21 protein-coding genes are annotated in these 22099 nt (G+C 62.7%); 12 read left to right on the top strand and 9 right to left on the bottom strand.

The genetic code is table 11. The features are described from left to right. Positions 1 to 20: 20 nt before the first annotated feature. A complete protein-coding gene (locus KCG88_RS01070) occupies positions 21 to 671 on the bottom strand; it encodes a GNAT family N-acetyltransferase (RefSeq protein ID WP_011062214.1) in 651 nt (216 codons plus the stop codon). A gap of 176 nt (positions 672 to 847) precedes the next feature. On the opposite strand from KCG88_RS01070, the gene xthA reads away from it, so the two are divergent. Further along, complete coding sequence (xthA, locus tag KCG88_RS01065; protein ID WP_011062215.1) at positions 848 to 1660, top strand: exodeoxyribonuclease III; 813 nt, start codon at positions 848 to 850, stop codon at positions 1658 to 1660. A 47-nt stretch (positions 1661 to 1707) separates the two neighbouring features. On the opposite strand, the gene KCG88_RS01060 is transcribed toward xthA, so the two are convergent. Next, positions 1708 to 2040, bottom strand: coding sequence for a YegP family protein (locus KCG88_RS01060; RefSeq protein ID WP_011062216.1), 333 nt, complete (start codon positions 2038 to 2040; stop codon positions 1708 to 1710). Between the two features lie 294 nt (positions 2041 to 2334). Here KCG88_RS01060 and KCG88_RS01055 point away from each other — a divergent pair, with 294 nt between their 5' ends. Further along, on the top strand, positions 2335 to 3717 hold the full coding sequence (locus KCG88_RS01055; protein ID WP_210711535.1) for a phosphate ABC transporter substrate-binding/OmpA family protein: 1383 nt from the start codon (positions 2335 to 2337) through the stop codon (positions 3715 to 3717). Between the two features lie 46 nt (positions 3718 to 3763). Here KCG88_RS01055 and KCG88_RS01050 read toward each other — a convergent pair whose 3' ends face one another. Next, a complete protein-coding gene (locus KCG88_RS01050) occupies positions 3764 to 4993 on the bottom strand; it encodes an acyl-CoA dehydrogenase (RefSeq protein WP_210711534.1) in 1230 nt (409 codons plus the stop codon). 179 nt (positions 4994 to 5172) lie between these two features. On the opposite strand from KCG88_RS01050, the gene KCG88_RS01045 reads away from it, so the two are divergent. The 3 genes from KCG88_RS01045 to KCG88_RS01035 all read left to right on the top strand — a co-directional run bounded on the left by KCG88_RS01045 (position 5173) and on the right by KCG88_RS01035 (position 7601). Then, on the top strand, positions 5173 to 6108 hold the full coding sequence (locus KCG88_RS01045; RefSeq protein WP_011062219.1) for a LysR family transcriptional regulator: 936 nt from the start codon (positions 5173 to 5175) through the stop codon (positions 6106 to 6108). A 125-nt stretch (positions 6109 to 6233) separates the two neighbouring features. Next, positions 6234 to 6638 carry a MerR family DNA-binding transcriptional regulator gene (locus tag KCG88_RS01040; protein ID WP_011062220.1) on the top strand — a complete coding sequence of 135 codons (405 nt, stop codon included), beginning with the start codon at positions 6234 to 6236 and terminating at the stop codon, positions 6636 to 6638. Between the two features lie 63 nt (positions 6639 to 6701). Next, positions 6702 to 7601 carry a hydroxymethylglutaryl-CoA lyase gene (locus KCG88_RS01035; protein WP_047287920.1) on the top strand — a complete coding sequence of 300 codons (900 nt, stop codon included), beginning with the start codon at positions 6702 to 6704 and terminating at the stop codon, positions 7599 to 7601. A 383-nt stretch (positions 7602 to 7984) separates the two neighbouring features. On the opposite strand, the gene KCG88_RS01030 is transcribed toward KCG88_RS01035, so the two are convergent. Next, positions 7985 to 8206 carry a hypothetical protein gene (locus KCG88_RS01030; RefSeq protein WP_144417773.1) on the bottom strand — a complete coding sequence of 74 codons (222 nt, stop codon included), beginning with the start codon at positions 8204 to 8206 and terminating at the stop codon, positions 7985 to 7987. Between the two features lie 6 nt (positions 8207 to 8212). Beyond that, a complete protein-coding gene (locus tag KCG88_RS01025; RefSeq protein ID WP_047287921.1) occupies positions 8213 to 9916 on the bottom strand; it encodes an AMP-binding protein in 1704 nt (567 codons plus the stop codon). Between the two features lie 228 nt (positions 9917 to 10144). On the opposite strand from KCG88_RS01025, the gene KCG88_RS01020 reads away from it, so the two are divergent. The 4 genes from KCG88_RS01020 to KCG88_RS01005 are packed head-to-tail and all read left to right on the top strand — an operon-like array spanning position 10145 to position 15706. After that, a complete protein-coding gene (locus KCG88_RS01020; RefSeq protein WP_041119085.1) occupies positions 10145 to 11308 on the top strand; it encodes an isovaleryl-CoA dehydrogenase in 1164 nt (387 codons plus the stop codon). Between the two features lie 11 nt (positions 11309 to 11319). Further along, positions 11320 to 12927 (top strand): carboxyl transferase domain-containing protein, encoded by a 1608-nt coding sequence (locus tag KCG88_RS01015; RefSeq protein WP_015636317.1) that lies wholly within the window; start codon positions 11320 to 11322, stop codon positions 12925 to 12927. A 17-nt stretch (positions 12928 to 12944) separates the two neighbouring features. Next, the gene (locus KCG88_RS01010; RefSeq protein ID WP_047287922.1) at positions 12945 to 13760 is read left to right on the top strand and encodes a gamma-carboxygeranoyl-CoA hydratase; all 816 of its coding nucleotides are present in this window, start codon (positions 12945 to 12947) and stop codon (positions 13758 to 13760) included. Then, positions 13760 to 15706 (top strand): acetyl/propionyl/methylcrotonyl-CoA carboxylase subunit alpha, encoded by a 1947-nt coding sequence (locus KCG88_RS01005; protein ID WP_210711533.1) that lies wholly within the window; start codon positions 13760 to 13762, stop codon positions 15704 to 15706. Before KCG88_RS01010 ends, KCG88_RS01005 begins: the two co-directional genes overlap by 1 nt. 53 nt (positions 15707 to 15759) lie before the next feature. Here KCG88_RS01005 and KCG88_RS01000 read toward each other — a convergent pair whose 3' ends face one another. Then, positions 15760 to 16425: a LexA family transcriptional regulator gene (locus KCG88_RS01000; protein ID WP_047337307.1), complete on the bottom strand. Its 666-nt coding sequence runs from the start codon at positions 16423 to 16425 to the stop codon at positions 15760 to 15762. Positions 16426 to 16556: 131 nt separating this feature from the next. On the opposite strand from KCG88_RS01000, the gene KCG88_RS00995 reads away from it, so the two are divergent. Continuing rightward, entirely contained in the window at positions 16557 to 16904 is a 348-nt protein-coding gene (locus tag KCG88_RS00995) for a DUF3077 domain-containing protein (protein WP_047287925.1), read from the top strand. A 486-nt stretch (positions 16905 to 17390) separates the two neighbouring features. After that, positions 17391 to 18545, top strand: a complete 1155-nt coding sequence (locus KCG88_RS00990; protein ID WP_210711532.1) for a M14-type cytosolic carboxypeptidase — start codon at positions 17391 to 17393, stop codon at positions 18543 to 18545. Between the two features lie 38 nt (positions 18546 to 18583). Here KCG88_RS00990 and KCG88_RS00985 read toward each other — a convergent pair whose 3' ends face one another. Next, on the bottom strand, positions 18584 to 19039 hold the full coding sequence (locus KCG88_RS00985; RefSeq protein ID WP_011062230.1) for a helix-turn-helix domain-containing protein: 456 nt from the start codon (positions 19037 to 19039) through the stop codon (positions 18584 to 18586). A gap of 104 nt (positions 19040 to 19143) precedes the next feature. Here KCG88_RS00985 and KCG88_RS00980 point away from each other — a divergent pair, with 104 nt between their 5' ends. Beyond that, complete coding sequence (locus tag KCG88_RS00980) at positions 19144 to 20364, top strand: MFS transporter (protein WP_210711531.1); 1221 nt, start codon at positions 19144 to 19146, stop codon at positions 20362 to 20364. A gap of 21 nt (positions 20365 to 20385) precedes the next feature. On the opposite strand, the gene KCG88_RS00975 is transcribed toward KCG88_RS00980, so the two are convergent. Then, complete coding sequence (locus KCG88_RS00975; protein WP_019095139.1) at positions 20386 to 20925, bottom strand: cytochrome b; 540 nt, start codon at positions 20923 to 20925, stop codon at positions 20386 to 20388. After that, entirely contained in the window at positions 20922 to 22007 is a 1086-nt protein-coding gene (locus KCG88_RS00970; protein ID WP_047287927.1) for a catalase family peroxidase, read from the bottom strand. The genes KCG88_RS00975 and KCG88_RS00970 overlap by 4 nt, the downstream gene beginning before the upstream one ends. Between the last annotated feature and the right edge of the window lie 92 nt (positions 22008 to 22099).

The following is a 22099-nucleotide window of genomic DNA, read 5'->3' as shown; positions in this document are numbered from 1 at the left end:
GGTACACGGAAAGTTCTATATCAGGCTGTTGCTCTTTGTAAGTGCTGCGGGTTGGGGTGAAAAAATACGTGCTCACGCACCGGCCCCACCGCAATCTCACCGATCTCCTCATAGCCCTGACGCTTGTAGAACTCCAGGTAACGCGGATTGCCGGTGTCCAGCACCACACCCTGGGAATGTTCGTCCACGGCGCACCAGTTGTGCACCGCCGCCAGCAATTGCTCGCCGAAATGCTGGCCCTGAAACTGCGGATGCACCCCCAGCAGCGGCAACACATGCACCGCATCGTTGGGCAGGCAGGCCTGCACCGCCTGGTGATACTCCAGATAGCGCTGGGTGCAGCGAAACCCGGTGCTGAGCACCATGCGCAGGCGCCAGGCCCAACTCTCGGTGATGCCCAGCCGCCGTTGCGGCGGCGCGATCAGGGCGATGCCGATCAGCCGGTCATTGACCAGCAGGCCGATGGCCGGCAGGTCCTGAAGAAAATGCTGCTTCACCAACTCACGCACCGTGGCCCGTACCCGCTGTTCGTAGCCGGGCCGATCGGCTTCGAAAATGAAACCGAAGGTCGGCTCATGGCGGTAAGCCTGGTACAGCAGCGACCGCGCTTCGCGGGAATAGCCGCTGTCGAGCTGGTGAATATCGGCGATGACATTGGAGGAATCAGGCATGACGGTCACTCTCCCCTGGACCCGGCTCAAATGGCCGCGTTCTTGTTAGTACGAGCCCTGCGCGCCGCTGATCGTTCCCGCGCCCCAGGGACATTAGCAGCGCATCCGCCACGCCGCCACGCTGGCCGGCCCGGGCGTTGTCAGCTAGCATCGCTGTTTTGCCAGGACCGCCGACCATGAAAATCGTCTCGTTCAATATCAACGGGCTGCGTGCCCGCCCCCATCAGCTGGCGGCGCTGATCGACAAACACCAGCCGGACGTGATCGGCCTGCAGGAAACCAAGGTCGCCGACGAACAGTTCCCCCTTGCCGACATCCAGGCCCTGGGCTACCACGTGCATTACCACGGCCAGAAAGGCCATTACGGCGTAGCCCTGCTCTCGCGCCAGGCACCGTTGGCCCTGCATAAAGGCTTTGAAGGTGACGACGAGGACGCCCAGCGGCGCTTTATCTGGGGCACCTTCGCCGATGCCAACGGCACCCCGGTAACTATCATGAACGGCTACTTCCCCCAGGGCGAAAGCCGCGACCACCCCACCAAATTCCCGGCCAAAGAGCGCTTCTACCAGGATCTGCAGCACCTGCTGGAAAGCCGTTTCAGCAATGACCAGCCCCTGGTGGTGATGGGCGATGTGAACATTTCCCCGGAAGATTGCGACATTGGCATCGGCGCCGAGAATGCCAAGCGCTGGCTGAAGACCGGTAAGTGCAGCTTCCTGCCGGAAGAGCGCGAGTGGATGGCCCGCCTGAAGAACTGGGGCCTGGTGGACAGCTTCCGTCACCTGAACCCCGAGGTAAACGACCGCTTCAGCTGGTTCGACTACCGCAGCCGCGGCTTCGAGGATGAGCCCAAGCGCGGCCTGCGCATCGACCTGATCATGGCCTCCCAGGGGTTGTTGCCACGGGTCAAGGACGCTGGGGTCGACTATGAACTGCGGGGCATGGAAAAACCTTCGGACCATGCGCCGATCTGGCTCGAACTGGGCTGATCGACAGGCAAAAAAAAGCCCATCTGCCGATGGGCTTTTTTTTGCGGTTACAGCTGTATGTGCTCGACCCGCTCCGTGGTACCGGCACTGGCGATAGCGCTGATGGCGCTCTCGAGGGTGGCTTCCGAATCGTACAAGTGGCTGACCAGAATCACTTCCTTACCGGACTTGAGCTTGAAAAAAGGTTTGCCGCCCGACGAAATTTTCTTGACGTAGCGTTCCGGGGAAGCGCAGTGTGCGCGGAACAGGCCGAGAGCCGCCTCGGCACTGTCCCGGCAAGGGTAGCGGTCGCTTTGAAGCATGGTCTGCGCCTCCTTTGTCTTCAGCAAGAATCTGCATGCACCACTGCCATACTGCTTCAGCTCGAACCAGGCACTCATTTGTAACTCCTTTGCACACTACGAAATAGCAGCTCAACACTGCCGAGGCATCCGCGGGGGATGACGCGTTGGCAGTCGCCCCAATCCCCGCCAGACAAAGTTGCCCACTCTACGCACCGTTCCGGGGTTGGTCTTTAGGACAAATCTCAAAAAATCTAGAGAAAACAGCTATTTATGATGTAGGACTTTCGCCATTTCTCTGCAAATAGCCCCGTCCGTCACATCCCTGTCACCTCCCTGACTTAATGTCCCCAGCACTTACCTCCTCCCTCTATATAGAAGGCCAGTGCCGCCATGCCCCGCGCTTCCACCGTCAGCGAACGAGATATCTGGTGCCGGACCATCAGCCTGTTTCTGATCGGTTTCGTTTGCTACGCCCTGCCCTGGTCGGTATTCGCCGCCCTGCCCCTTGCCCCGGACAATACGCCGGTCCTGCGCATCCAAGGCTCCAATACCATCGGCGCCCGGCTGGGCCCGGCCCTAGTCAAGGGCCTGATGGAAGAACAGGGCCTGCGCGATATCAGGATCACCGCCAGTGGCAAAGACAATGAACAACAGGTGGTGGGGCAAACCGCCCAGGGCCGAACGGTGCGGGTGGAGGTGGCCGCCCACGGTTCGAGTACCGGCTTTGCCGCTCTGAAAACCGCCCAGGCCGACCTGGCTGCCGCTTCACGACCGATCAAGGACAGCGAGCTGGTGGACCTTGAAAGCCTGGGGGACCTGAAAAGCCCCAGCGCCGAACAGGTGATCGCCATCGACGGGCTGGCAATCATCCTGCATCCGCGCAACCCGCTGAACCAACTGGACACCGAGCAACTGGCCCGGCTGTTCAGCGGCGAAGCCAAGACCTGGGAAGAACTGGGTGGCATCGGCGGCGCGGTACATCTCTATGCCCGGGATGATCAGTCCGGCACCTACGACACCTTCAAGGAACTGGTACTCAGCCGTCGCGGCAAGGCCCTGAGCCCCGGCGCGAAACGTTTCGAATCCAGCGAACAGTTATCCGACGCAGTCAGCCAAGACCCCCAGGGCATAGGTTTCATCGGCCTGCCCTATGTGCGCCAGGCCAAGGCGGTGGCCATTGTCGACGGCGACTCACAGCCGATGCTGCCGCTCAACAGCCTGATCGCCACCGAGGATTACCCGCTGTCACGGCGCCTGTATCTGTACCTGCCGCCCAATGGGCAGAACCCTTGGGCCGATGCCCTGGTGAGCTTTGCCCAGGGCAGCAAGGGCCAGGCCATCGTCGCCGCCAACGGCTTTATCGCCCAGACCGTGCAGGCCATGCGTGTCGCTCCCAGCCCGCAGATGCCGGAGGCTTATCAGGCGCTCACCCGCCAGGCGCAGCGTCTGACGGTCAACTTTCGTTTTGAGGAAGGCAGCGCCAGCCTGGACAACAAGGCCCGCCAGGACCTCAATCGGGTACTGGATTACCTGCGCCAGCACGGCAAGATGAACCGCCAGGTAACCCTGGCCGGCTTCGGTGACGCCAAGAACGATCCGGCCCGCGCGGCCCTGCTGTCCAAACTGCGGGCCATGGCGGTACGCCGGGAACTGGTGAAGAGCGGCGTGGTGTTTCGCGAGATTCGCGGCTTTGGCGCCGAGCTGCCGGTAGCAGCCAACAGTGCCGACGAAGGGCGGATCAAGAACCGCCGCGTGGAGGTCTGGGTGTACTGAGCTCACAGCGGCCGGCCTGCCTTTCGACAGGCCGGCCGCATCGCCCTCAATGCCCGCTACGCATCAGTTCCTTGGGCACATATTTGCCGATTTCATACTTGCCGATCGCCGCGCGGTGCACTTCGTCCGGACCGTCGGCCAGGCGCAAGGTGCGCTGCATCGCATACATGTAGGCCAGCGGGAAGTCGTTGGAGACCCCGGCCCCGCCGTGAATCTGGATCGCCCGGTCGATCACCCGCAGGGCCACGTTCGGCGCCACGACCTTGATCTGGGCAATCTCGCTCTTGGCCACCTTGTTGCCCACGGTGTCCATCATGTACGCGGCCTTGAGCGTCAGCAGCCGGGCCATGTCGATCTCCATCCGCGAGTCGGCGATCTTGTCGATGTTGCCCCCCAGGCGCGCCAGCGGCTTGCCAAAGGCAGTGCGGCTCACCGAACGCTTGCACATCAGTTCCAGCGCCCGCTCCGCCATGCCGATGGAGCGCATGCAGTGGTGGATCCGGCCCGGGCCAAGGCGGCCCTGGGCAATCTCGAAACCACGGCCCTCGCCCAGCAGCACGTTCTCGTAGGGCACCCGGACGTTATCGAACAGCACTTCGGCGTGGCCATGGGGGGCGTCGTCGTAGCCGAACACCGGCAACGGGCGAACGATCTTCACCCCGGGGGTATCCACCGGCACCAGGATCATCGAGTGCTGTTGGTGGCGCGGCGCATCCGGGTTGCTCAGGCCCATGAAGATCAGGATCTTGCAGCGTGGGTCGCAGGCGCCCGAGGTCCACCATTTCTTGCCGTTGATCAGCCACTGGTCGCCGTCGCGTACCGCACGGGCCGCCATGTTGGTGGCATCGGACGAGGCCACGTCCGGCTCGGTCATGGCGAACGCGGAGCGGATCTCGCCACGCAGCAATGGCTCCAGCCAGCGCTGTTTCTGCTCTTCGTTGGCGTAGCGCACCAGCACTTCCATGTTGCCGGTATCCGGTGCCGAGCAGTTGAAGGGTTCCGGGCCCAACAACGAACGCCCCATGATTTCCGCCAGCGGCGCGTACTCAAGGTTGGTCAGGCCTGCCCCCAACTCCGACTCAGGCAGAAACAAATTCCATAGCCCGGCCTCCTTGGCCTTGAGTTTCAGCTCTTCCATGATGGCGGTCGGCTGCCAGCGATCGCCTTCGGCAACCTGACGCTCGAAGACCGCTTCGGCCGGATAAACATAGGCATCCATGAACGCGGTGACACGCTCACGCAGTTCCTGAACCTTGGGGGAATAGGCGAATTCCATGGGCAGCTCTACCTTTGTGACGATCGGGTGTTGGAAGACTGAAATCGATGCTAGATCAGCTACGAAAATTTACCTAGCCTATTCTCGGCGTGTATTAACATTCATCACCGATATATGATCGGCTGATCCGACAGGCTTCCGAGCCCTCCCACAGGCCCTAACAATAAGAGTGCAGCGCAATGAATCTGAGCAAGGTCGATCTCAACCTCTTCATCGTTTTCGATGCGATCTACACCGAAGCCAACCTGACCCGCGCCGGGCAGATCGTCGGCATCACCCAACCGGCGGTATCCAACGCCCTGGCACGCCTGCGCGAGACCTTCAATGACCCGCTCTTTGTGCGTACCGCCCAAGGCATGGTGCCCACGCCCATGGCACAGAACATCATCGGGCCGGTGCGCAATGCCCTGTCGCTGCTGCGGGTTTCGGTCCAGGAAAGTCGTATTTTCAACCCCCTGCAAGCGGTCAAGACCTACCGCATCAGCATGACCGACCTCACCGAAGCGGTGATCCTGCCACCGCTGTTCCAGCGCCTGCGGCGCCTGGCGCCGGCGGTGATCATCGAAAGCTTTCTCTCCAAGCGCCGGGAAACCACCAAGGAGCTGGCAGCCGGGCGCCTGGACTTTGCCGTCGACGCACCGCTCAATACCGACCCCCAGGTGCGTCACGTCAAGCTGATGGAAGACCGCTATGTGTGCGCCATGCGCAAGGGCCACCCGCTGGCGGGCAAGGAAAAATTCAGCCTGGACGATTACCTGTCCCTGACCCATATCCATATCTCCAGCCGCCGCAGCGGCCTCGGGCATGTCGACCTGGCCCTGGGCAAGATGGGTATCCAGCGCAAGATCGCCCTGCGCTCCCAGCATTACCTGATGGCTTCCCAGGTGCTGCAACAGACCGACATGGTCATGACCGTGCCGGAGCGCTTTGCCCGTCGCCATGAACTGCACGCGTTCAACCTGCCGGTCAATGATGTCCCGCCGGTGGAAACCCACCTGTACTGGCACGAGAGCACCGACCAGGACCCGGCCAACCGCTGGATGCGCGAGCAGATGATCGAGCTCTGCCAGCAGGTCACGGCCTACGAAAAGAAGCTCGACCAGCAGACCGCCTGAGCCCTTTCGCCGGCAAGCCCTCACTGCAGGAGCCGGCTTGCCGGCGAACGGGATCGGCTCGGACTGCTTGACGTATACGTCAACCTGCCTTTAGCTTAGCGCCAAGCCCCCTCTTGAGCGCCTCCATGAGCAGCCAGACCTACAGCATTTCCGACCTCGCCCGCGAGCTCGACATCACCACCCGGGCCATCCGTTTCTATGAAGAGCAGGGCCTGCTGGCACCCGAACGCCGTGGCCAGGAGCGCATCTATTCGCCCCGGGACAAGGTCAGCCTGAAACTTATCCTGCGGGGCAAGCGCATCGGCTTTTCCCTGGCCGAGTGCCGCGAACTGATCGAGCTCTACGACCCGAGCAGCGGCAACCTGAAGCAGCTGCACAGCATGCTGGCGAAAATCGCCGAGCGTCGCGAACAGCTCGAACAGCAACTGCTCGACATCGAACAGATGAAGCTGGAACTGGACACCGCCGAAGAGCGCTGCACCCAGGCGCTGGAACAGACCATCCTGAACCAGAAAAGCACCGCCCGATAATCATCGGCACACCTGCGCCCCGAGCGCCGGTATCCGCCACTCCTTATAAGAAGGTGAACCTGAATGTCACTCCCCAGCCATGTACGCCTGATCGAAGTCGGCCCCCGCGACGGCCTGCAGAACGAAGCCCAGCCCATCAGCGTCGAAGACAAGGTGCAATTGGTGGATGCCCTCACCGCCGCCGGCCTGGGCTACATAGAAGTCGGCAGTTTCGTGTCTCCCAAATGGGTGCCGCAGATGGCCGGTTCAGCCGAGGTCTTCGCCCGTATCCAGCGCAAGCCCGGGGTTGTCTATGGCGCACTGGCGCCCAACCTGCGGGGGTTCGAAGATGCCCTGGCGGCGGGGGTCAAGGAAGTGGCGGTGTTCGCCGCGGCCTCGCAAGCCTTCTCCCAGCGCAACATCAACTGCTCCATCAGCGAAAGCCTGGAGCGCTTCGTGCCGATCATGGACGCCGCCAAGCAGCACGGCATCAGCGTGCGCGGTTACGTGTCGTGCGTGCTGGGCTGCCCTTACGAAGGTGAAGTGGCCCCGGAACAGGTGGCCATGGTCGCCCGCGAGCTGCATGACATGGGCTGTTACGAGGTCTCTCTGGGCGACACCATCGGTACCGGCACCGCCGGTGCCACCCGGCGCATGTTCGAGGTGGTGGGCGCCCAGGTACCACGGGAAAAACTCGCCGGGCACTTCCACGACACCTACGGCCAGGCCCTGGCCAATGTCTACGCCAGCCTGCTGGAAGGCATCGCGGTGTTCGACAGCTCGATCGCCGGCCTCGGCGGCTGCCCCTATGCCAAGGGCGCCAGCGGAAACGTCGCCACTGAAGACGTGCTCTACCTGCTCAATGGCCTGGGCATCCATACCGGTGTCGACATGGACCGCCTGATCGACGCCGGCCGGCAGATCTGCAACGTGCTGGGACGCCCCACCGGCTCCCGCGTGGCCAAGGCGCGTAACGCCAGTTGAAGCAATGTGCGGCCGGGTGTTACCGGCCACTCCGATCTGGGGCGGGAACGAGTAACACGGAAACAGTTTGTCGAATTTGTTGCGGTACAGATTGTCCTACAAAATTATCAAACCGTTGATTTTAAAGGATTTCAAAAAGTTGGCACGGCTTCTGCTATCTCTATGGCATAACAAGAATAAAAAGCAGCAAACCTAATAAAAATAAGACGTAACGACTCTGAGATAACAAAAACAACACGGCAGAGACGCAGCTAACAGATTTTTTTGGAGAGGATGCACTGTGCAGGAGGGCTTGCAAGAGCCACCCGCAACCGGTCAGAGAACAATAAAACTACCCTGAGGTAGCTCCCGAACTGGTTGGATCGCCCTGGCGACACATTGAATCAGCGCTCAAAAAAATACGTTTGCTCTTGATCCCGGATGGGGATCGCCAAAAACAGCAGTAAAGGGCAACGGTTGCCAAAAACAACAACAGACCGCCCCTCAATAATAAAAAAAGAGCACGCAACGACAAAATTAAAGGGGAGCTTCGGCTCCCCTTTGTGCTTTCTGCAATCCCTCTTTGCTGCCTCTAAAGCGTGCACCGTCGCCGATGCACGCTCCATCCGGGTTCACCCCTTGTTCATACGCTCACGCAGCTCCTCGATGCTGATTTCGCGCATGCGGAACTTCTGGATCTTACCGGTCACGGTCATGGGAAACTCTTCAACGAACTTGAAGTAACGCGGCGTCTTGAAGTGCGCGATACGCTCCTTGCACCAGGTCTGCAGCTCCAGCTCGTTGGCCGAATGGCCGGGGTGGAACTTGATCCAGGCGACGATCTCCTCACCATACCTGTCGCAGGGGATGCCGATCACCTGCACATCGGCCACCGCAGGATGGGTGAAGAAGAATTCTTCCAGCTCTCGCGGGTAAATGTTCTCGCCACCGCGAATGATCATGTCCTTGTTGCGCCCGGCAATGCACACATACCCCTGCTGGTTCATGGTGGCCAGGTCACCGGTGTGCATCCAGCCGGCCTGATCGATGGATTCGCGAGTGCCCTCAGGGTTGTTCCAGTAACCGAGCATGACGCTGTAGCCCCGGGTGCACAGCTCACCGATGGTGCCGCGGGGCACCACATTGCCGGCTTCGTCGATGATCTTGCTCTCCAGATGTGGCTGGGTCCGGCCCACGGTGGTCACCCGCAGTTCCAGGTCGTCGTCCGGCCCGGTCTGCAGCGACACCGGGCTGGTTTCGGTCATGCCGTAGGCGATCTGCACTTCGCTCATGTGCATTTCGCTGATCACCCGGCGCATCACCTCGATCGGGCAGGTGGCCCCGGCCATGATCCCGGTCCGCAGGCTCGACAGGTCGAACTCGCTGCGTCGGGGCTGATCGAGCACAGCGATAAACATCGTGGGTACGCCGTACAGGCCGGTGGCGCGCTCTTCGGCCACCGCGGTCAAGGTCAGCAGCGGGTCAAAGGCGTCATTGGGATAGATCATGGTGGTGCCGTGGGTGATGCATCCCAGGTTGCCCATGACCATGCCGAAGCAGTGGTACAGCGGCACCGGGATCACCAGACGGTCGGCAGCAGTCAGGCCCAGGCTCTCCCCCACCATGTAACCGTTGTTGAGGATGTTGTAGTGGCTCAGGGTCGCGCCCTTGGGGAAACCGGTGGTGCCGGAGGTGTACTGGATATTCACCGGCTGGTCGAAATCCAGGCTGTCCTGGCGCGCCTGCAATTGCTCGGCGGTGGCTCCAGCGGCAAGGGCCGTCAGTTGCGACCAGGGCAGGAAGCCGGAGGGGGGTTGAGCATCCAGGCTGATCACCCCGCGCAGCTCGGGTAACCGCTCGCTGTGCAATTGGCCGATGGACTGTTCCGCCAGCTCGGGCACCAGGCCCTGGAGCATGCCGTGGTAATCGGACGTCTTGAAGGCTCCGGCGCAGATCAGCCACTGGCAGCCGGACTGCCTGAGCACATACTCCAGCTCGGAACTGCGGTAGGCCGGGTTGATGTTCACCAGAATCGCGCCGATCTTGGCGCTGGCGAATTGGGCGATACACCACTGGGCGCAGTTGGGGGCCCAGATCCCCAGGCGATCGCCGGTCTTGAGCCCCAGGGCCAGCAGCGCCCGGGCATGCAGGTCGACCGCCTCGCGCAGTTGCTGCCAGGTGTAGCGCAACTGCTGGTGGCGCACCACCAGAGCCTCGCCCTGGGGATAGGCGGCGACGGTGTTATCGAAAGCCTGGCCGATGGTCAACGCCAGCAGCGGCTGGTCTTGCGTACCACGGGTGTAACTGCGATCCGGCTGGAAACCCGAGTGTTCCATGACGACCCCTATTGTCTTTATTAGTGGGTGTGCAGGAGCCAGGCGAAAGGTGCAAAACAACCTGGCTCCAATCGAAAGCCTCGCTACTCTGGCGCAAGTTGACGTTTACGTAAAGGGCGATTGACAGCCATCGGTCGCAGGTTTACGTTAACGTAAAGGTGAGAGCCAGGCCGCGCCGCTCTCGACATCCTATTCCCTCAATAAAAACAAGTTTGAAGGTGCCCCGCCATGAGTTACCCGACCCTGAACTTCGCCCTCGGTGAAACCATCGACATGCTGCGCCAACAGGTCCAGGCCTTCGTCAAGGCGGAGCTGGCACCCCGGGCAGCCCAGATCGATGTCGACAACCTGTTCCCCGCCGACATGTGGCGCAAATTCGGCGACATGGGCCTCTTGGGCATCACCGTGGCGGAAGAATACGGTGGCGCGGGCCTGGGTTACCTGGCGCATGTGGTGGCTATGGAAGAGATCAGCCGCGGCTCGGCCTCGGTGGCGCTGTCCTACGGCGCGCACTCCAACCTCTGCGTGAACCAGATCAATCGCAATGGCAACCACGAACAGAAGAGCAAATACCTGCCCAAGCTGATCAGCGGCGAACACATCGGCGCCCTGGCCATGAGCGAACCCAATGCCGGCTCCGACGTGGTGTCGATGAAGCTGCGGGCCGACAAACGCGGCGACCATTTCGTCCTCAACGGCAGCAAGACCTGGATCACCAACGGCCCCGATGCCAACACCTACGTGATCTACGCCAAGACCGACCTGGAGAAAGGCCCTCACGGCATCACCGCGTTCATCGTCGAGCGCGACTGGAAAGGCTTCAGCCGCAGCAACAAGTTCGACAAGCTGGGCATGCGCGGATCCAACACTTGCGAGCTGTTCTTCGATGACGTGGAAGTACCGGAGGAAAACATCCTCGGCGCGCTCAACGGTGGCGTCAAAGTGCTGATGAGCGGCCTGGACTACGAGCGCGTGGTGCTCTCCGGCGGCCCCACCGGGATCATGCAGGCCTGCATGGACCTGGTAGTGCCCTACATCCACGATCGCAAGCAGTTCGGCCAGAGCATCGGCGAATTCCAGCTGATCCAGGGCAAGATCGCCGACATGTACACCCAGCTCAACGCCAGCCGCGCCTACCTGTATGCGGTGGCCCAAGCCTGCGAGCGCGGCGAAACCACCCGCAAGGATGCCGCCGGGGTGATTCTCTACAGCGCCGAGCGCGCGACCCAGATGGCCCTCGACGCAATCCAGATCCTGGGCGGCAACGGCTACATCAATGAATTCCCCGCCGGTCGCCTGCTGCGCGACGCCAAGCTCTACGAGATCGGCGCCGGCACCAGCGAGATCCGCCGCATGCTGATCGGTCGCGAACTGTTCAACGAAACCCGCTAACGGAGCTGTCCATGGCTATCTTGCATACCCAGCTCAACCCGCGCTCGGCGGAGTTCGTGGCCAACAGCGAGGCGATGCTGGCCCAGGTCGACGCCTTGCACAGCCTGCTCGCCCAGGTCCAGCAAGGCGGCGGCGCCAAGGCCCAGGAGCGCCACACTTCGCGAGGCAAGCTGCTGCCCCGCGAGCGCATCAACCGCCTGCTCGACCCCGGCTCGCCGTTCCTGGAAATCAGTGCCCTGGCCGCCTATGAGGTCTATGGCGAAGACGTACCCGCCGCTGGCGTGATTGCCGGTATCGGCCGGGTGGAAGGCGTCGAATGCATGATCGTGGCCAACGACGCCACGGTGAAAGGCGGTTCCTATTACCCGCTGACGGTGAAAAAGCACCTGCGGGCGCAGACCATCGCCCAGCAGAACCGCCTGCCGTGCATCTACCTGGTGGACTCCGGCGGCGCCAACCTGCCGCGCCAGGATGAAGTGTTCCCGGACCGCGAGCACTTCGGGCGGATCTTCTTCAACCAGGCCAACATGAGCGCCCAGGGCATCCCGCAGATCGCCGTGGTCATGGGCTCCTGCACCGCTGGGGGTGCCTATGTTCCGGCCATGGCCGACGAAGCCATCATGGTCCGTGAACAAGCCACTATCTTTCTCGCCGGCCCGCCCCTGGTGAAAGCCGCTACCGGCGAAGTGGTAAGTGCCGAAGACCTGGGCGGCGCCGATGTGCATTGCAAGATTTCCGGGGTCGCCGACCACTATGCCGAGAGCGACGAGCACGCCCTGGCCCTGGCCCGGCGCAGCGTGGCCAACCTCAACTGGCACAAACAGGGCCAATTGCAACAACGCACGCCGATCGCTCCGCTGTATGCCCGCGACGAACTCTATGGCGTGGTCCCGGCCGATCCCAAGCAACCGTTCGATGTACGTGAAGTCATCGCCCGGCTGGTGGACGGTTCGGTATTCGATGAGTTCAAGGCCCTGTTCGGCACCACCCTGGTCTGCGGTTTCGCCCACCTGCACGGCTATCCGGTGGCCATCCTCGCCAACAACGGCATCCTGTTCGCCGAAGCCGCGCAAAAAGGCGCGCACTTCATCGAGCTGGCCTGCCAGCGCGGGATTCCGCTGCTGTTCCTGCAGAACATCACCGGTTTCATGGTGGGGCAGAAATATGAGGCCGGCGGCATCGCCAAGCACGGCGCCAAGCTGGTGACCGCAGTGGCCTGCGCCCAGGTACCGAAGTTCACGGTGATCATCGGCGGCAGTTTCGGTGCCGGCAACTACGGCATGTGCGGCCGGGCCTATGACCCGCGCTTCCTGTGGATGTGGCCCAACGCGCGCATCGGCGTGATGGGGGCCGAGCAGGCCGCCGGAGTCCTGGTGCAGGTCAAGCGCGAACAGGCCGAGCGCGGCGGGCAAAGCTTCGACGCCGCACAGGAAGCCCAGATCAAGCAGCCGATCCTCGACCAGTACGAGCATCAGGGGCACCCCTACTACTCCAGCGCGCGGCTCTGGGATGACGGGGTCATCGACCCGGCGCAAACCCGCGACGTACTGGCCCTGGCCCTGTCTGCGGCCCTCAACGCCCCCATCGAACAGAGCCGCTTCGGCGTGTTCCGCATGTAATCCTGCGCGAGAAGAACATGAGCGACTTCAATACCCTGGAACTGCTGCGTGACCCTCGAGGCTTCGCCACCCTGTGGCTCAGCCGCGAAGACAAGAACAACGCCTTCAACGCCGAAATGATCCGTGAACTGATCCTCGCCCTGGATCAGGTGCAGGGCGATCCGAGCCTGCGCTTCCTAGTGCTGCGCGGGCGCGGCCGGCACTTCAGCGCCGGCGCCGACCTGGCCTGGATGCAGCAATCGGCCGAGCTCGACTACCACACCAACCTCGACGACGCCCGGGAACTGGCGGAGCTGATGTACAACCTGGCCAAGCTGAAGATCCCGACCCTGGCGGTGGTGCAAGGCGCGGCCTTTGGCGGGGCCCTGGGCCTGATCAGTTGCTGCGACATGGCCATTGGCAGTGACGAGGCGCAGTTCTGCCTCTCCGAAGTGCGCATCGGCCTGGCACCAGCGGTCATCAGCCCGTTCGTGGTCCAGGCCATCGGCGAACGCGCCGCCCGCCGCTATGCCCTCACCGCCGAACGCTTTGGCGGCCAGCGGGCGCGGGAAATCGGTCTCCTGGCAGAAAGCTATCCGGCCGCCGAGCTGGATCAACAGGTCCAGCAGTGGGTCGACAACCTGCTGCTCAACAGTCCCCAGGCGATGCGCGCCAGCAAGGACCTGCTGCGCGAAGTGGGCAACGGCGCGTTGACCACCGCCCTGCGTCGCTATTGCGAAAACGCCATCGCCCGCATCCGGGTCAGTGCCGAAGGCCAGGAAGGCCTGCGGGCATTCCTGGAAAAACGCCCGCCCAGCTGGCAGGCCGAGACCACGTCCAAGGAGTCCCGTTGATGAGCGCCCCTGTTCTAGACACCCTGCTGGTGGCCAACCGCGGCGAGATCGCCTGCCGAGTGATGCGCACCGCCAAGGCCCTGGGCCTGACCACCGTAGCCGTGCACAGCGCTACCGACCGCGACGCCCGGCACAGCCGTGAAGCGGATATCCGCGTGGACCTGGGCGGCAGCAAGGCTGCCGACAGCTACCTGCAGATCGACAAGCTGATTGCCGCCGCCCGGGCCAGCGGCGCCCAGGCCATCCATCCCGGGTATGGGTTTCTTTCGGAGAACGCCGGTTTTGCCCGAGCCATCGAAGCCGCTGGGCTGATTTTCCTAGGCCCACCCGCCTCGGCCATCGACGCCATGGGCAGCAAGTCGGCAGCCAAGGCGCTGATGGAAACCGCCGGGGTGCCCCTGGTTCCGGGTTACCACGGTGAAGCCCAGGACCTGGAAACCTTCCGCAACGCCGCCGAACGCATCGGCTACCCGGTGCTGCTCAAGGCCACCGCGGGCGGTGGCGGCAAGGGCATGAAAGTCGTCGAAGACGTCAGCCAACTGGCCGAAGCCCTGGCCTCGGCCCAGCGCGAAGCCCAGTCGTCCTTCGGCGATTCGCGGATGCTGGTGGAAAAGTACCTGCTCAAGCCACGGCACGTGGAGATCCAGGTGTTTGCCGATCAGCACGGCAACTGCCTGTACCTCAACGAACGCGACTGTTCGATCCAGCGCCGCCACCAGAAAGTGGTCGAGGAAGCTCCCGCCCCGGGCCTCAGCCCCGAACTGCGCAAGGCCATGGGCGAAGCCGCGGTGCGCGCGGCCCAGGCCATTGGCTACGTGGGCGCCGGCACCGTGGAGTTTCTCCTGGATGCCCGTGGCGAATTCTTCTTCATGGAAATGAATACCCGACTGCAGGTGGAACACCCGGTCACCGAGGCCATCACCGGCCTGGACCTGGTGGCCTGGCAGATCCGCGTGGCCCGGGGCGAAGCCCTGCCCATCAGCCAGGAGCAGGTGCCACTGCGCGGGCATGCGATCGAAGTCCGACTGTATGCCGAAGACCCGGCCAACGACTTTCTTCCGGCCACCGGGCGCCTGGAGCTGTACCGCGAATCGGTTGCAGGCCCCGGTCGGCGGGTGGACAGCGGTGTGGAGGAAGGCGACAGCGTTTCGCCCTTCTACGACCCGATGCTGGGCAAGCTCATTGCCTGGGGCGAAGACCGCGAGCAGGCGCGCCTGCGGCTGCTGAGCATGCTGGACGAGTTCGTCATCGGCGGCCTGAAGACCAACCTGGCGTTTCTGCGGCGCATCATTGCCCACCCGGCCTTTGCCGAAGCGCAGCTGGATACCGGTTTTATCCCTCGCTATCAGGAGCAATTGCTGCCAGCCGCAGGCGAGCTGAGCGCGGACTTCTGGCAAGCGGCCGCCCACGCCTTCAGCCAGAGCCAGCCGCCACGCACACGAAGCGATGATCCCGGCTCGCCATGGTCCGCCATCAACGGCTGGCGCAGCGGCCTGCCAGCGCAAACCAGCCTGCACCTGAGCTGCGCCGGCCAGGATCAGGCCATCAGCCTTGGCGCTCGCACGGCGGCCTTTGAGCTGCAAGGCGAGCGCCTATGGACAGAGCAACAGGGACTGCGCCGCGAGCACCGGGCCATCCGCCGCGGCGACACCCTGTACCTGAACTGGCAGGGCGACACGCATGCCATCAGCGCCTATGACCCGATTGCCGCGGCCGAGGCCAGCCACAGCCAGCAAGGCGGGCTCACTGCGCCGATGAATGGCAGCATCGTTCGGATAGTGGTCAGCCCGGGGCAAAGCGTCGAGGCCGGTGCGCAACTGGTGGTGCTGGAAGCCATGAAGATGGAACACAGCATTCGTGCCCCCCAGGCCGGGGTCATCAAGGCGCTTTATTGCCAGGAAGGCGAAATGGTCAGCGAAGGCAGCGCACTGGTGGAGTTGGAATAACTCCCAAGTAAGAAAGCCCCTTCTTATTTGCAGGAAGGGGCTTTTGGGGATAGTTAAAACTTCGCTGTAGCTTGTACGACTACACCAATAATCCGGCATTTGTCGCTGTAGAGCATCTTCGGATAAGTAGGGTTGAGCGGAACCAGGTAACGCAAACCACCCTCTTGCACCAACTTGCGGAAGATCGCCTCGTCACTACCAGGACACTGTACAACCACCAACTTTCCGGGTTCGGCGCCAAGCGCCGGATCCACCAAAATCAGCATGTCCTGGCTGATGCTCAGGCCGCTGGGAGCGATCATGGCGTCGCCGACTACCACCAGCCAGAATGCCGCGCCCCGGGCCTGATAGTCGGAAAGCTCGTAGCGCTCCGGCACGTAGGCAGGCTGCCCGTCCTCGCGAACCTCGCCGGCCACCCGCCAATCGCTCACCGGGTAACGGAAGTACGGGTTGTATTTGTTGAGCAGCGCAGGCCCGTCTGCCAAGGGCTCGCCATCGTCACCTAGCACGGGTTTCTCGCGGACCACCAGGGCCACTTCGAGAAAGCCCATGCCGATCTCTTCCAGCACCCGGTTCATGTCTTCGATCTTTGGTTGGCGACGCTTGCTCAACCAGTGACCGATACCCCCCTGAGACATGCCCAGACGCTCGGCAAGCTTTTCTTGCGTGACCTTGCGGCCTTTCATGTTGGCTTTGACCAACTCGATCCATTTGTCCATGGGCCGAACAATACGTTGTGTATTTCCAGCCTCAACACACAACTTGTAGTATTTGAAATTCCGTCACAATTACAATATGTATTAACATTGCTCTACCCCTATTTCCTTTCTCAGACAGGGCAGAACACTTCATGAACACAAGCAGCAAGGACGTGCCGGAACTCGATACAGAGGCCACATTAAGCTCACTCAAGGACAGCCAAGCTGCCCGACGCGCAATGGACTATTACCTGAAACCGGCCGTTACCGAATCAGGCAAGGAAGAGAAGTTCTTCGAAATCAGACGCAGCCTCAGCAGCGAGGAAGCCATGATCCACGCTTCCGATCTGCTGCGCTGTGCAGCGGCCACCGCCTACGATGCAGCGGACAATCTGCGGGGAGCCAATCGCGACCTGGCGTTTTCAGTGGTGCACATGATTGATCTGGCCAAGGCGCTGGTGGACAAATCACTGGAAAGCCAGCGCCTCGAACCCAACTGAAGCCTCGCGCCCGGCTGGGGCTGAAGCCAACGGCGGGAATAGCGGAAGTGGAAAAATATTTTCCGGAAGGCGGGGAAAAACATTTGACTTGCAAATGATAATGATTATTATTGCAAGCAACTGGTCGCGAGATCAGTCGATAGCCCAAAGGACCTTAGGTCGGACCTTTGGATTATCTCCTCATCAGGCTAATCACGGTTTTTGACCCGGCTTTTTGCCGGGTCTTTTTTTTGCCAGTTTTTCTGGCTTGGCTTCAGGCTAATGAAGACTGTAGGTGTCGCAAAAAATAATGGCGGCGATGATAGCAAAAGAATGTCTTTTTGCAAGTAAACGCCCGTCGTAAAAGCCCCGCAAATCAAAAAGTAGCGCTTGAGAATCAATCGCATAGCCACTAAGCTTCGTCTGCGTCAAGGACGACGCCCCCCTTCTTTTACCCCCCCTTCTGTGTAGAGTAGCGCTCATAACAATCCTGATAAGGAATCGATTATGACCGTGGGCAATCACACTTCTTTTGATATTTGCGCTGATTTCGACAGTGGCAACATCGACGTGCTGGATATCAGCAACCCGTTGCAGGCACTGCTGGCCATCCGCCCGGATACCCGCAGCCCGCACTTCCAGTGGTTTCATTTCAAGGTCAGCGGCCTGCATGTCGGCCAGGAACACTGGTTTCGCCTGACCAACGCCAGCCAGTCCTCCTACAACAAAGCCTGGACCGGCTACCAGGCAGTGGCCTCCTACGACCATGTGAACTGGTTTCGCGTACCGACGATCTTCGAAGGCGACGCCTTGCGCTTCAACCTGGAAGCCACCCAGACCCACGCCTGGTTCGCCTACTTCGAACCCTACAGCCGTGGCCGCCACGACTGGCTGATCGACCAGGCCCTGACCAAGGCCGGCACCGAGTTGCTGGCGGTGGGTAAAAGCGTCGAAGGCCGGGATATCCAGTTGCTGCGCAAAGGCAGCGGCGCGCCAGGCCACCGCAAGATCTGGATCATCGCCCAGCAGCATCCCGGCGAGCACATGGCCGAATGGTTCATGGAGGGCGTGATCGAGCGCCTGTTCCGTCACGATGATGCGGAGCTCAACGCGCTACTGGCCAAGGCCGACCTATACCTGGTGCCGAACATGAACCCCGACGGCGCATTCCACGGCCACCTGCGCACCAACGCCCAGGGCCAGGACCTGAACCGTGCCTGGCAGACCGCCAGCCAGGAACTCAGCCCGGAAGTGCTGTTCGTCCAGCAGCAGATGGAACAGTACGGCGTCGACCTGTTTCTCGATGTGCACGGCGATGAAGAGATTCCCCACGTGTTCACCGCCGGCTGCGAAGGCAACCCGGGCTACACCCCGCGCCTGGAGAAACTCGAGGAGCATTTCCGCAGCCACCTGAAACGCCAGACCCGGGACTTCCAGACCACCCACGGCTACACCCGGGATAAACCCGGCCAGGCCAACATGGCCCTGGCTTGCAATGCCGTCGGGGAAAAGTACGACTGCCTGGCCCTGACCCTGGAAATGCCCTTCAAGGACCACGATGACAACCCCAACCCGCTCACCGGCTGGTCGGGCAAGCGCTCCATGCAACTGGGCAAGGATGTGCTGAGCACCCTGGCCGACCTGGTGGATCACCTGCGCTGAACCCGACTCAGGGCTGCGCGCCCCCCGTTGCGCAGCCCTCAGTCACCCTCCCCGACCGGCACCCGCCGGCAATCCTCCGGCCCCAGCAAGCGCCCATCCGCCGAGCGCAGTTCCAGCGCCCGCAACGGCTGCCCGGTCTGCCGGTCGACCATCCGCGAATGCGCTTCCCCTTCCTGGTAGAAAAACGCTTCGCCCCATTGGCGCAAGCCGATGATCAGGGGAAACAGCCCCCTGCCCTTTTCCGTCAGCACGTACTCCTGGTAGGCACTGCCATCGGACGCCGGGACAACCTCGAACACCCCATGTTCCACCAGGGTCCGCAGGCGTGTGGCGAGGATGTTCTTGGCCATGCCGAGGTTGCGCTGGAACTCGCCAAAACGGCGGATTCCGTCAAAGGCATCCCGCACGATCAGCAGCGACCACCAGTCGCCAATGGCGTCCAGTGAGCGGGCAACCGGGCACTCGGCATCTTGCAGGCTGGTGCGCTTGACCATGCTGGGCATTCTCCGATCAGGCCAAAGGAAAGTGGTTGCAATATAAAACCACGATCTTTACCGTACAACTGGTTTCATTATGAAACCAAAATACGGAGCCCAACATGTCAGCCAATGCGTCCCCTCATGCCTCGCCCGGTCTTCCCACCAAAGTGGTGCTGCTGTTCGCCATCGCCTGCGGTCTGGCGGTGGGTAACGTCTACTACGCCCAGCCACTGCTGGATGCCATGGCTCATACCTTCGACCTGGCGCCGGCCACCGTGGGCATCGTCATCACCCTGACCCAGGTCGGCTATGGCCTGGGCCTGCTGTTGCTGGTGCCCCTGGGGGACCTGTACAACCGACGACGGCTGATCGTGACCCAGACCCTGCTCTCGGTGCTGGCCCTGCTCACCGTGGCCCTGGCCCCGAGCAGCGCCTGGCTGCTGCTGGGCATGGCCTGCATCGGCCTGCTGGCAGTGGTCACCCAGGTACTGGTGGCCTACGCCGCCAACCTGGCCCCGGCCGAGCAACGCGGCCGCACCGTGGGCATGGTCACCAGCGGCGTGGTGGTAGGCATCCTGCTGGCCCGTACCGTGGCCGGGACCATGGCCGACCTGGCGGGCTGGCGTTCGGTCTATCTGTTGTCCGCCGGGCTGACCCTGCTGGTGGCCCTGGCCCTGTGGAAAACCCTGCCTACCCGCGAGCAACCCAAGGCCACCCAGGGGTACGGGCAATTGCTCGGTTCGCTGCTGCAGCTGTTCAGGGAGGAAAAGGTGCTGCGGGACCGGGCGGTGCTGGCGATGCTGATCTTCGCCGCCGGCACCGTGCTGTGGACGCCATTGGTGTTGCCACTGAGCGCCCCGCCACTGTCCTTGTCCCACACCGAGATCGGCCTGTTCGGCCTCGCCGGCGCGGCAGGTGCCCTGGGCGCGGCACGGGCCGGGCACCTGGCCGACCGCGGCCTGGCGCAGTGGACCAGCGGCCTGGCCCTGGGCCTGATGCTGCTGTCCTGGCTGCCCATTGCCTTCACTCAATCGTCCCTCTGGGCCCTGCTGTTGGGGGTGATCAGCTTCGACCTGGGCCTGCAGGCCGTGCACGTCACCAGCCAGAGCCTGATCTACAGCGTGCGCCCCGAGGCGCAGAGCCGACTGGCCGCCGGCTACATGCTGTTCTATTCCCTGGGCAGCGCCGCAGGCTCCATCGCCGCCACCGCCACCTATGCCTGGGCCGGCTGGGGCGGGGTCTGCCTGCTGGGGGCCGGGATCAACGGCGTGGCGCTGATCTACTGGCTGTGGAGCCTGGCCCCGGGCAAAGCCGCGGCCAGGGTTCGTTGCGCCACTTGAGCCCGGCGCCGCCGGGCTCATTCAACCACGGCCGCGCAACATGCTCTGCAGCACGCCATCGCGACGCACCCAGCCGTGGAACAGCGCCGCGGCCAGGTGCGCCAGCACGGTGAAAAACAGCAGGTACGCCAGATAACCATGGGCCTTGCGCAACACCGCAAACAGCTGGGCATTGGCCGGCAGGATCGCCGGCAGTTGCAGCGAACTGCCGAGCATCACCGGGTCACCGGCCGCCGAGATCATGCCCCAGCCCAGCAGCGGCAGGCTCAGCATCAAAGCGTACAGCAGCACATGGGAGGCCTTGGCCGCCAGCACCTGCCAGCCCGGCAGGTCTGCCGGCAACGGCGGTTGTCGGGTGTAAAACCGCACCCAGAGGCGCACCAGCACCAACAGCAGGATGGCGATCCCCAGGGGCTTGTGCAGGTGGATCAGCCATTCATGACGCGCGGAAACCGACGCCACCATGCCGGCACCGATGAACAGCATGGCGATGATCAGCAACGCCATCAGCCAGTGCAGCAGGCGCGCCAGGGGAGCGAAATGTCGAGGTTGGCTATTCATGGACGTGGCTCCTGGGCGCCGGGCAATTGGCTGACTTCGCTGGTGCGACGCAAATAGGAACTGGCGTAGGCCGCAGAGCGCGCTGCCAGCAGGGGATCGTCGGACGCCTGGATGCCGCTGGGCAGGATCAGCGGGTCGTAATTGATATCCCGACACTCGCCGCTGTTCTGCGCCTGGGTGCTTTGCAGCACCAGGGTCCCGGCGTTGATTACCGGCCGCTGCGCCGGCCAGGCCTTGCTGGCGTCATCCGTGGGGTCGCCGGGCGCCGCCAGGGTGATCTGCAAGCGCCAGCGCAGCGGCCCTTGGGCCAGGCGCCGAGCCAGGTCCTGCTCCAGGTAGTCGGCGCCTTGCGGGGCACTGCCTGCATCAGGCCCATCACGGGTCTCGGGCACTACCCCCCAGCGCACTGCCTGGCGCTTACCGCTGCCATCCACCAGATAGAAGGCATTGATCCCGTTGTAGCTTTCACTGGCATAGCTGGCCGAAGGCTTGGCGCCCTTGACCCATTGCAGGAACGGCGCCGCCTCGGGATGGCTGGCGAAGAATGCCGGCACTTTGCTCGGGTCCGGCTTGCCCGTGGCCGGATCGGGGGAACCGGCCTGTTGCAACTGATAGAAGGCTTCGGGAGTGCCCACCGGGAACACCGGCATGCTGTTCATTCCGGTGCGCCACTGCTGGCCGTTGGCCTGGAGGAAACGCAGCGCCAGGCTGCGGATCGGCACGCTGCTGTCCGGCGCATAGGGGTTGCCACTGGGCAGGGCAAAACGCCCCACCACCGGCGTGCGAGCCTCATTGAACACCTGCGCTGTGGAGTAGGCCCGGGCCTCGCCGCTGCTTTCGAAGTAGCCGATGACGCACACCCCCTTGGCGTGGTTGCGGCGATACCCCGGGTGCACGCCATTGTTGGTTTCCAGCACATCCACCAGGGCCTTGGGGGTCAGGCGACCGGGATCCAGGCGGCCATGCACATAGGCCATAGCCGCCCCAGCAGCAGCCACCACCAGGGCAATGGCGCCCAGGCGCAGGGTCAGGCTGACGGGCCCCAGGGGTGGGCGGTCAGGCTTTGATGAAGGATCAACCATGGGACATCTCCAATACGCATAGCCATGAGGGCAAGGACCTGTCAGACGCAGCTCGCCCAGGGTTATTCCACGACCGGTATTTATTTTCCTGC

Origin of the sequence: Pseudomonas sp. MWU349 (genome assembly GCF_017947325.1) — a bacterium.
Taxonomy (GTDB): domain Bacteria; phylum Pseudomonadota; class Gammaproteobacteria; order Pseudomonadales; family Pseudomonadaceae; genus Aquipseudomonas; species Aquipseudomonas protegens.
This window is presented reverse-complemented; position numbering and strand designations above follow the sequence as displayed.

What these genes read in the sequence shown, in the direction of transcription:
- KCG88_RS00980 (WP_210711531.1), top strand. Translation starts at nt 19,144, where the DNA reads ATGTCAGCCAATGCGTCCCCTCATGCCTCGCCCGGTCTTCCCACCAAA.
- xthA (WP_011062215.1), top strand. Translation starts at nt 848, where the DNA reads ATGAAAATCGTCTCGTTCAATATCAACGGGCTGCGTGCCCGCCCCCAT.
- KCG88_RS00975 (WP_019095139.1), bottom strand. Translation starts at nt 20,925, where the DNA reads ATGAATAGCCAACCTCGACATTTCGCTCCCCTGGCGCGCCTGCTGCAC.
- KCG88_RS01025 (WP_047287921.1), bottom strand. Translation starts at nt 9,916, where the DNA reads ATGGAACACTCGGGTTTCCAGCCGGATCGCAGTTACACCCGTGGTACG.
- KCG88_RS01010 (WP_047287922.1), top strand. Translation starts at nt 12,945, where the DNA reads ATGAGCGACTTCAATACCCTGGAACTGCTGCGTGACCCTCGAGGCTTC.
- KCG88_RS01060 (WP_011062216.1), bottom strand. Translation starts at nt 2,040, where the DNA reads ATGAGTGCCTGGTTCGAGCTGAAGCAGTATGGCAGTGGTGCATGCAGA.
- KCG88_RS00990 (WP_210711532.1), top strand. Translation starts at nt 17,391, where the DNA reads ATGACCGTGGGCAATCACACTTCTTTTGATATTTGCGCTGATTTCGAC.
- KCG88_RS01000 (WP_047337307.1), bottom strand. Translation starts at nt 16,425, where the DNA reads ATGGACAAATGGATCGAGTTGGTCAAAGCCAACATGAAAGGCCGCAAG.
- KCG88_RS01045 (WP_011062219.1), top strand. Translation starts at nt 5,173, where the DNA reads ATGAATCTGAGCAAGGTCGATCTCAACCTCTTCATCGTTTTCGATGCG.
- KCG88_RS01070 (WP_011062214.1), bottom strand. Translation starts at nt 671, where the DNA reads ATGCCTGATTCCTCCAATGTCATCGCCGATATTCACCAGCTCGACAGC.
- KCG88_RS00995 (WP_047287925.1), top strand. Translation starts at nt 16,557, where the DNA reads ATGAACACAAGCAGCAAGGACGTGCCGGAACTCGATACAGAGGCCACA.
- KCG88_RS01055 (WP_210711535.1), top strand. Translation starts at nt 2,335, where the DNA reads ATGCCCCGCGCTTCCACCGTCAGCGAACGAGATATCTGGTGCCGGACC.
- KCG88_RS01040 (WP_011062220.1), top strand. Translation starts at nt 6,234, where the DNA reads ATGAGCAGCCAGACCTACAGCATTTCCGACCTCGCCCGCGAGCTCGAC.
- KCG88_RS01020 (WP_041119085.1), top strand. Translation starts at nt 10,145, where the DNA reads ATGAGTTACCCGACCCTGAACTTCGCCCTCGGTGAAACCATCGACATG.
- KCG88_RS00970 (WP_047287927.1), bottom strand. Translation starts at nt 22,007, where the DNA reads ATGGTTGATCCTTCATCAAAGCCTGACCGCCCACCCCTGGGGCCCGTC.
- KCG88_RS01015 (WP_015636317.1), top strand. Translation starts at nt 11,320, where the DNA reads ATGGCTATCTTGCATACCCAGCTCAACCCGCGCTCGGCGGAGTTCGTG.
- KCG88_RS00985 (WP_011062230.1), bottom strand. Translation starts at nt 19,039, where the DNA reads ATGGTCAAGCGCACCAGCCTGCAAGATGCCGAGTGCCCGGTTGCCCGC.
- KCG88_RS01035 (WP_047287920.1), top strand. Translation starts at nt 6,702, where the DNA reads ATGTCACTCCCCAGCCATGTACGCCTGATCGAAGTCGGCCCCCGCGAC.
- KCG88_RS01005 (WP_210711533.1), top strand. Translation starts at nt 13,760, where the DNA reads ATGAGCGCCCCTGTTCTAGACACCCTGCTGGTGGCCAACCGCGGCGAG.
- KCG88_RS01030 (WP_144417773.1), bottom strand. Translation starts at nt 8,206, where the DNA reads ATGGAGCGTGCATCGGCGACGGTGCACGCTTTAGAGGCAGCAAAGAGG.
- KCG88_RS01050 (WP_210711534.1), bottom strand. Translation starts at nt 4,993, where the DNA reads ATGGAATTCGCCTATTCCCCCAAGGTTCAGGAACTGCGTGAGCGTGTC.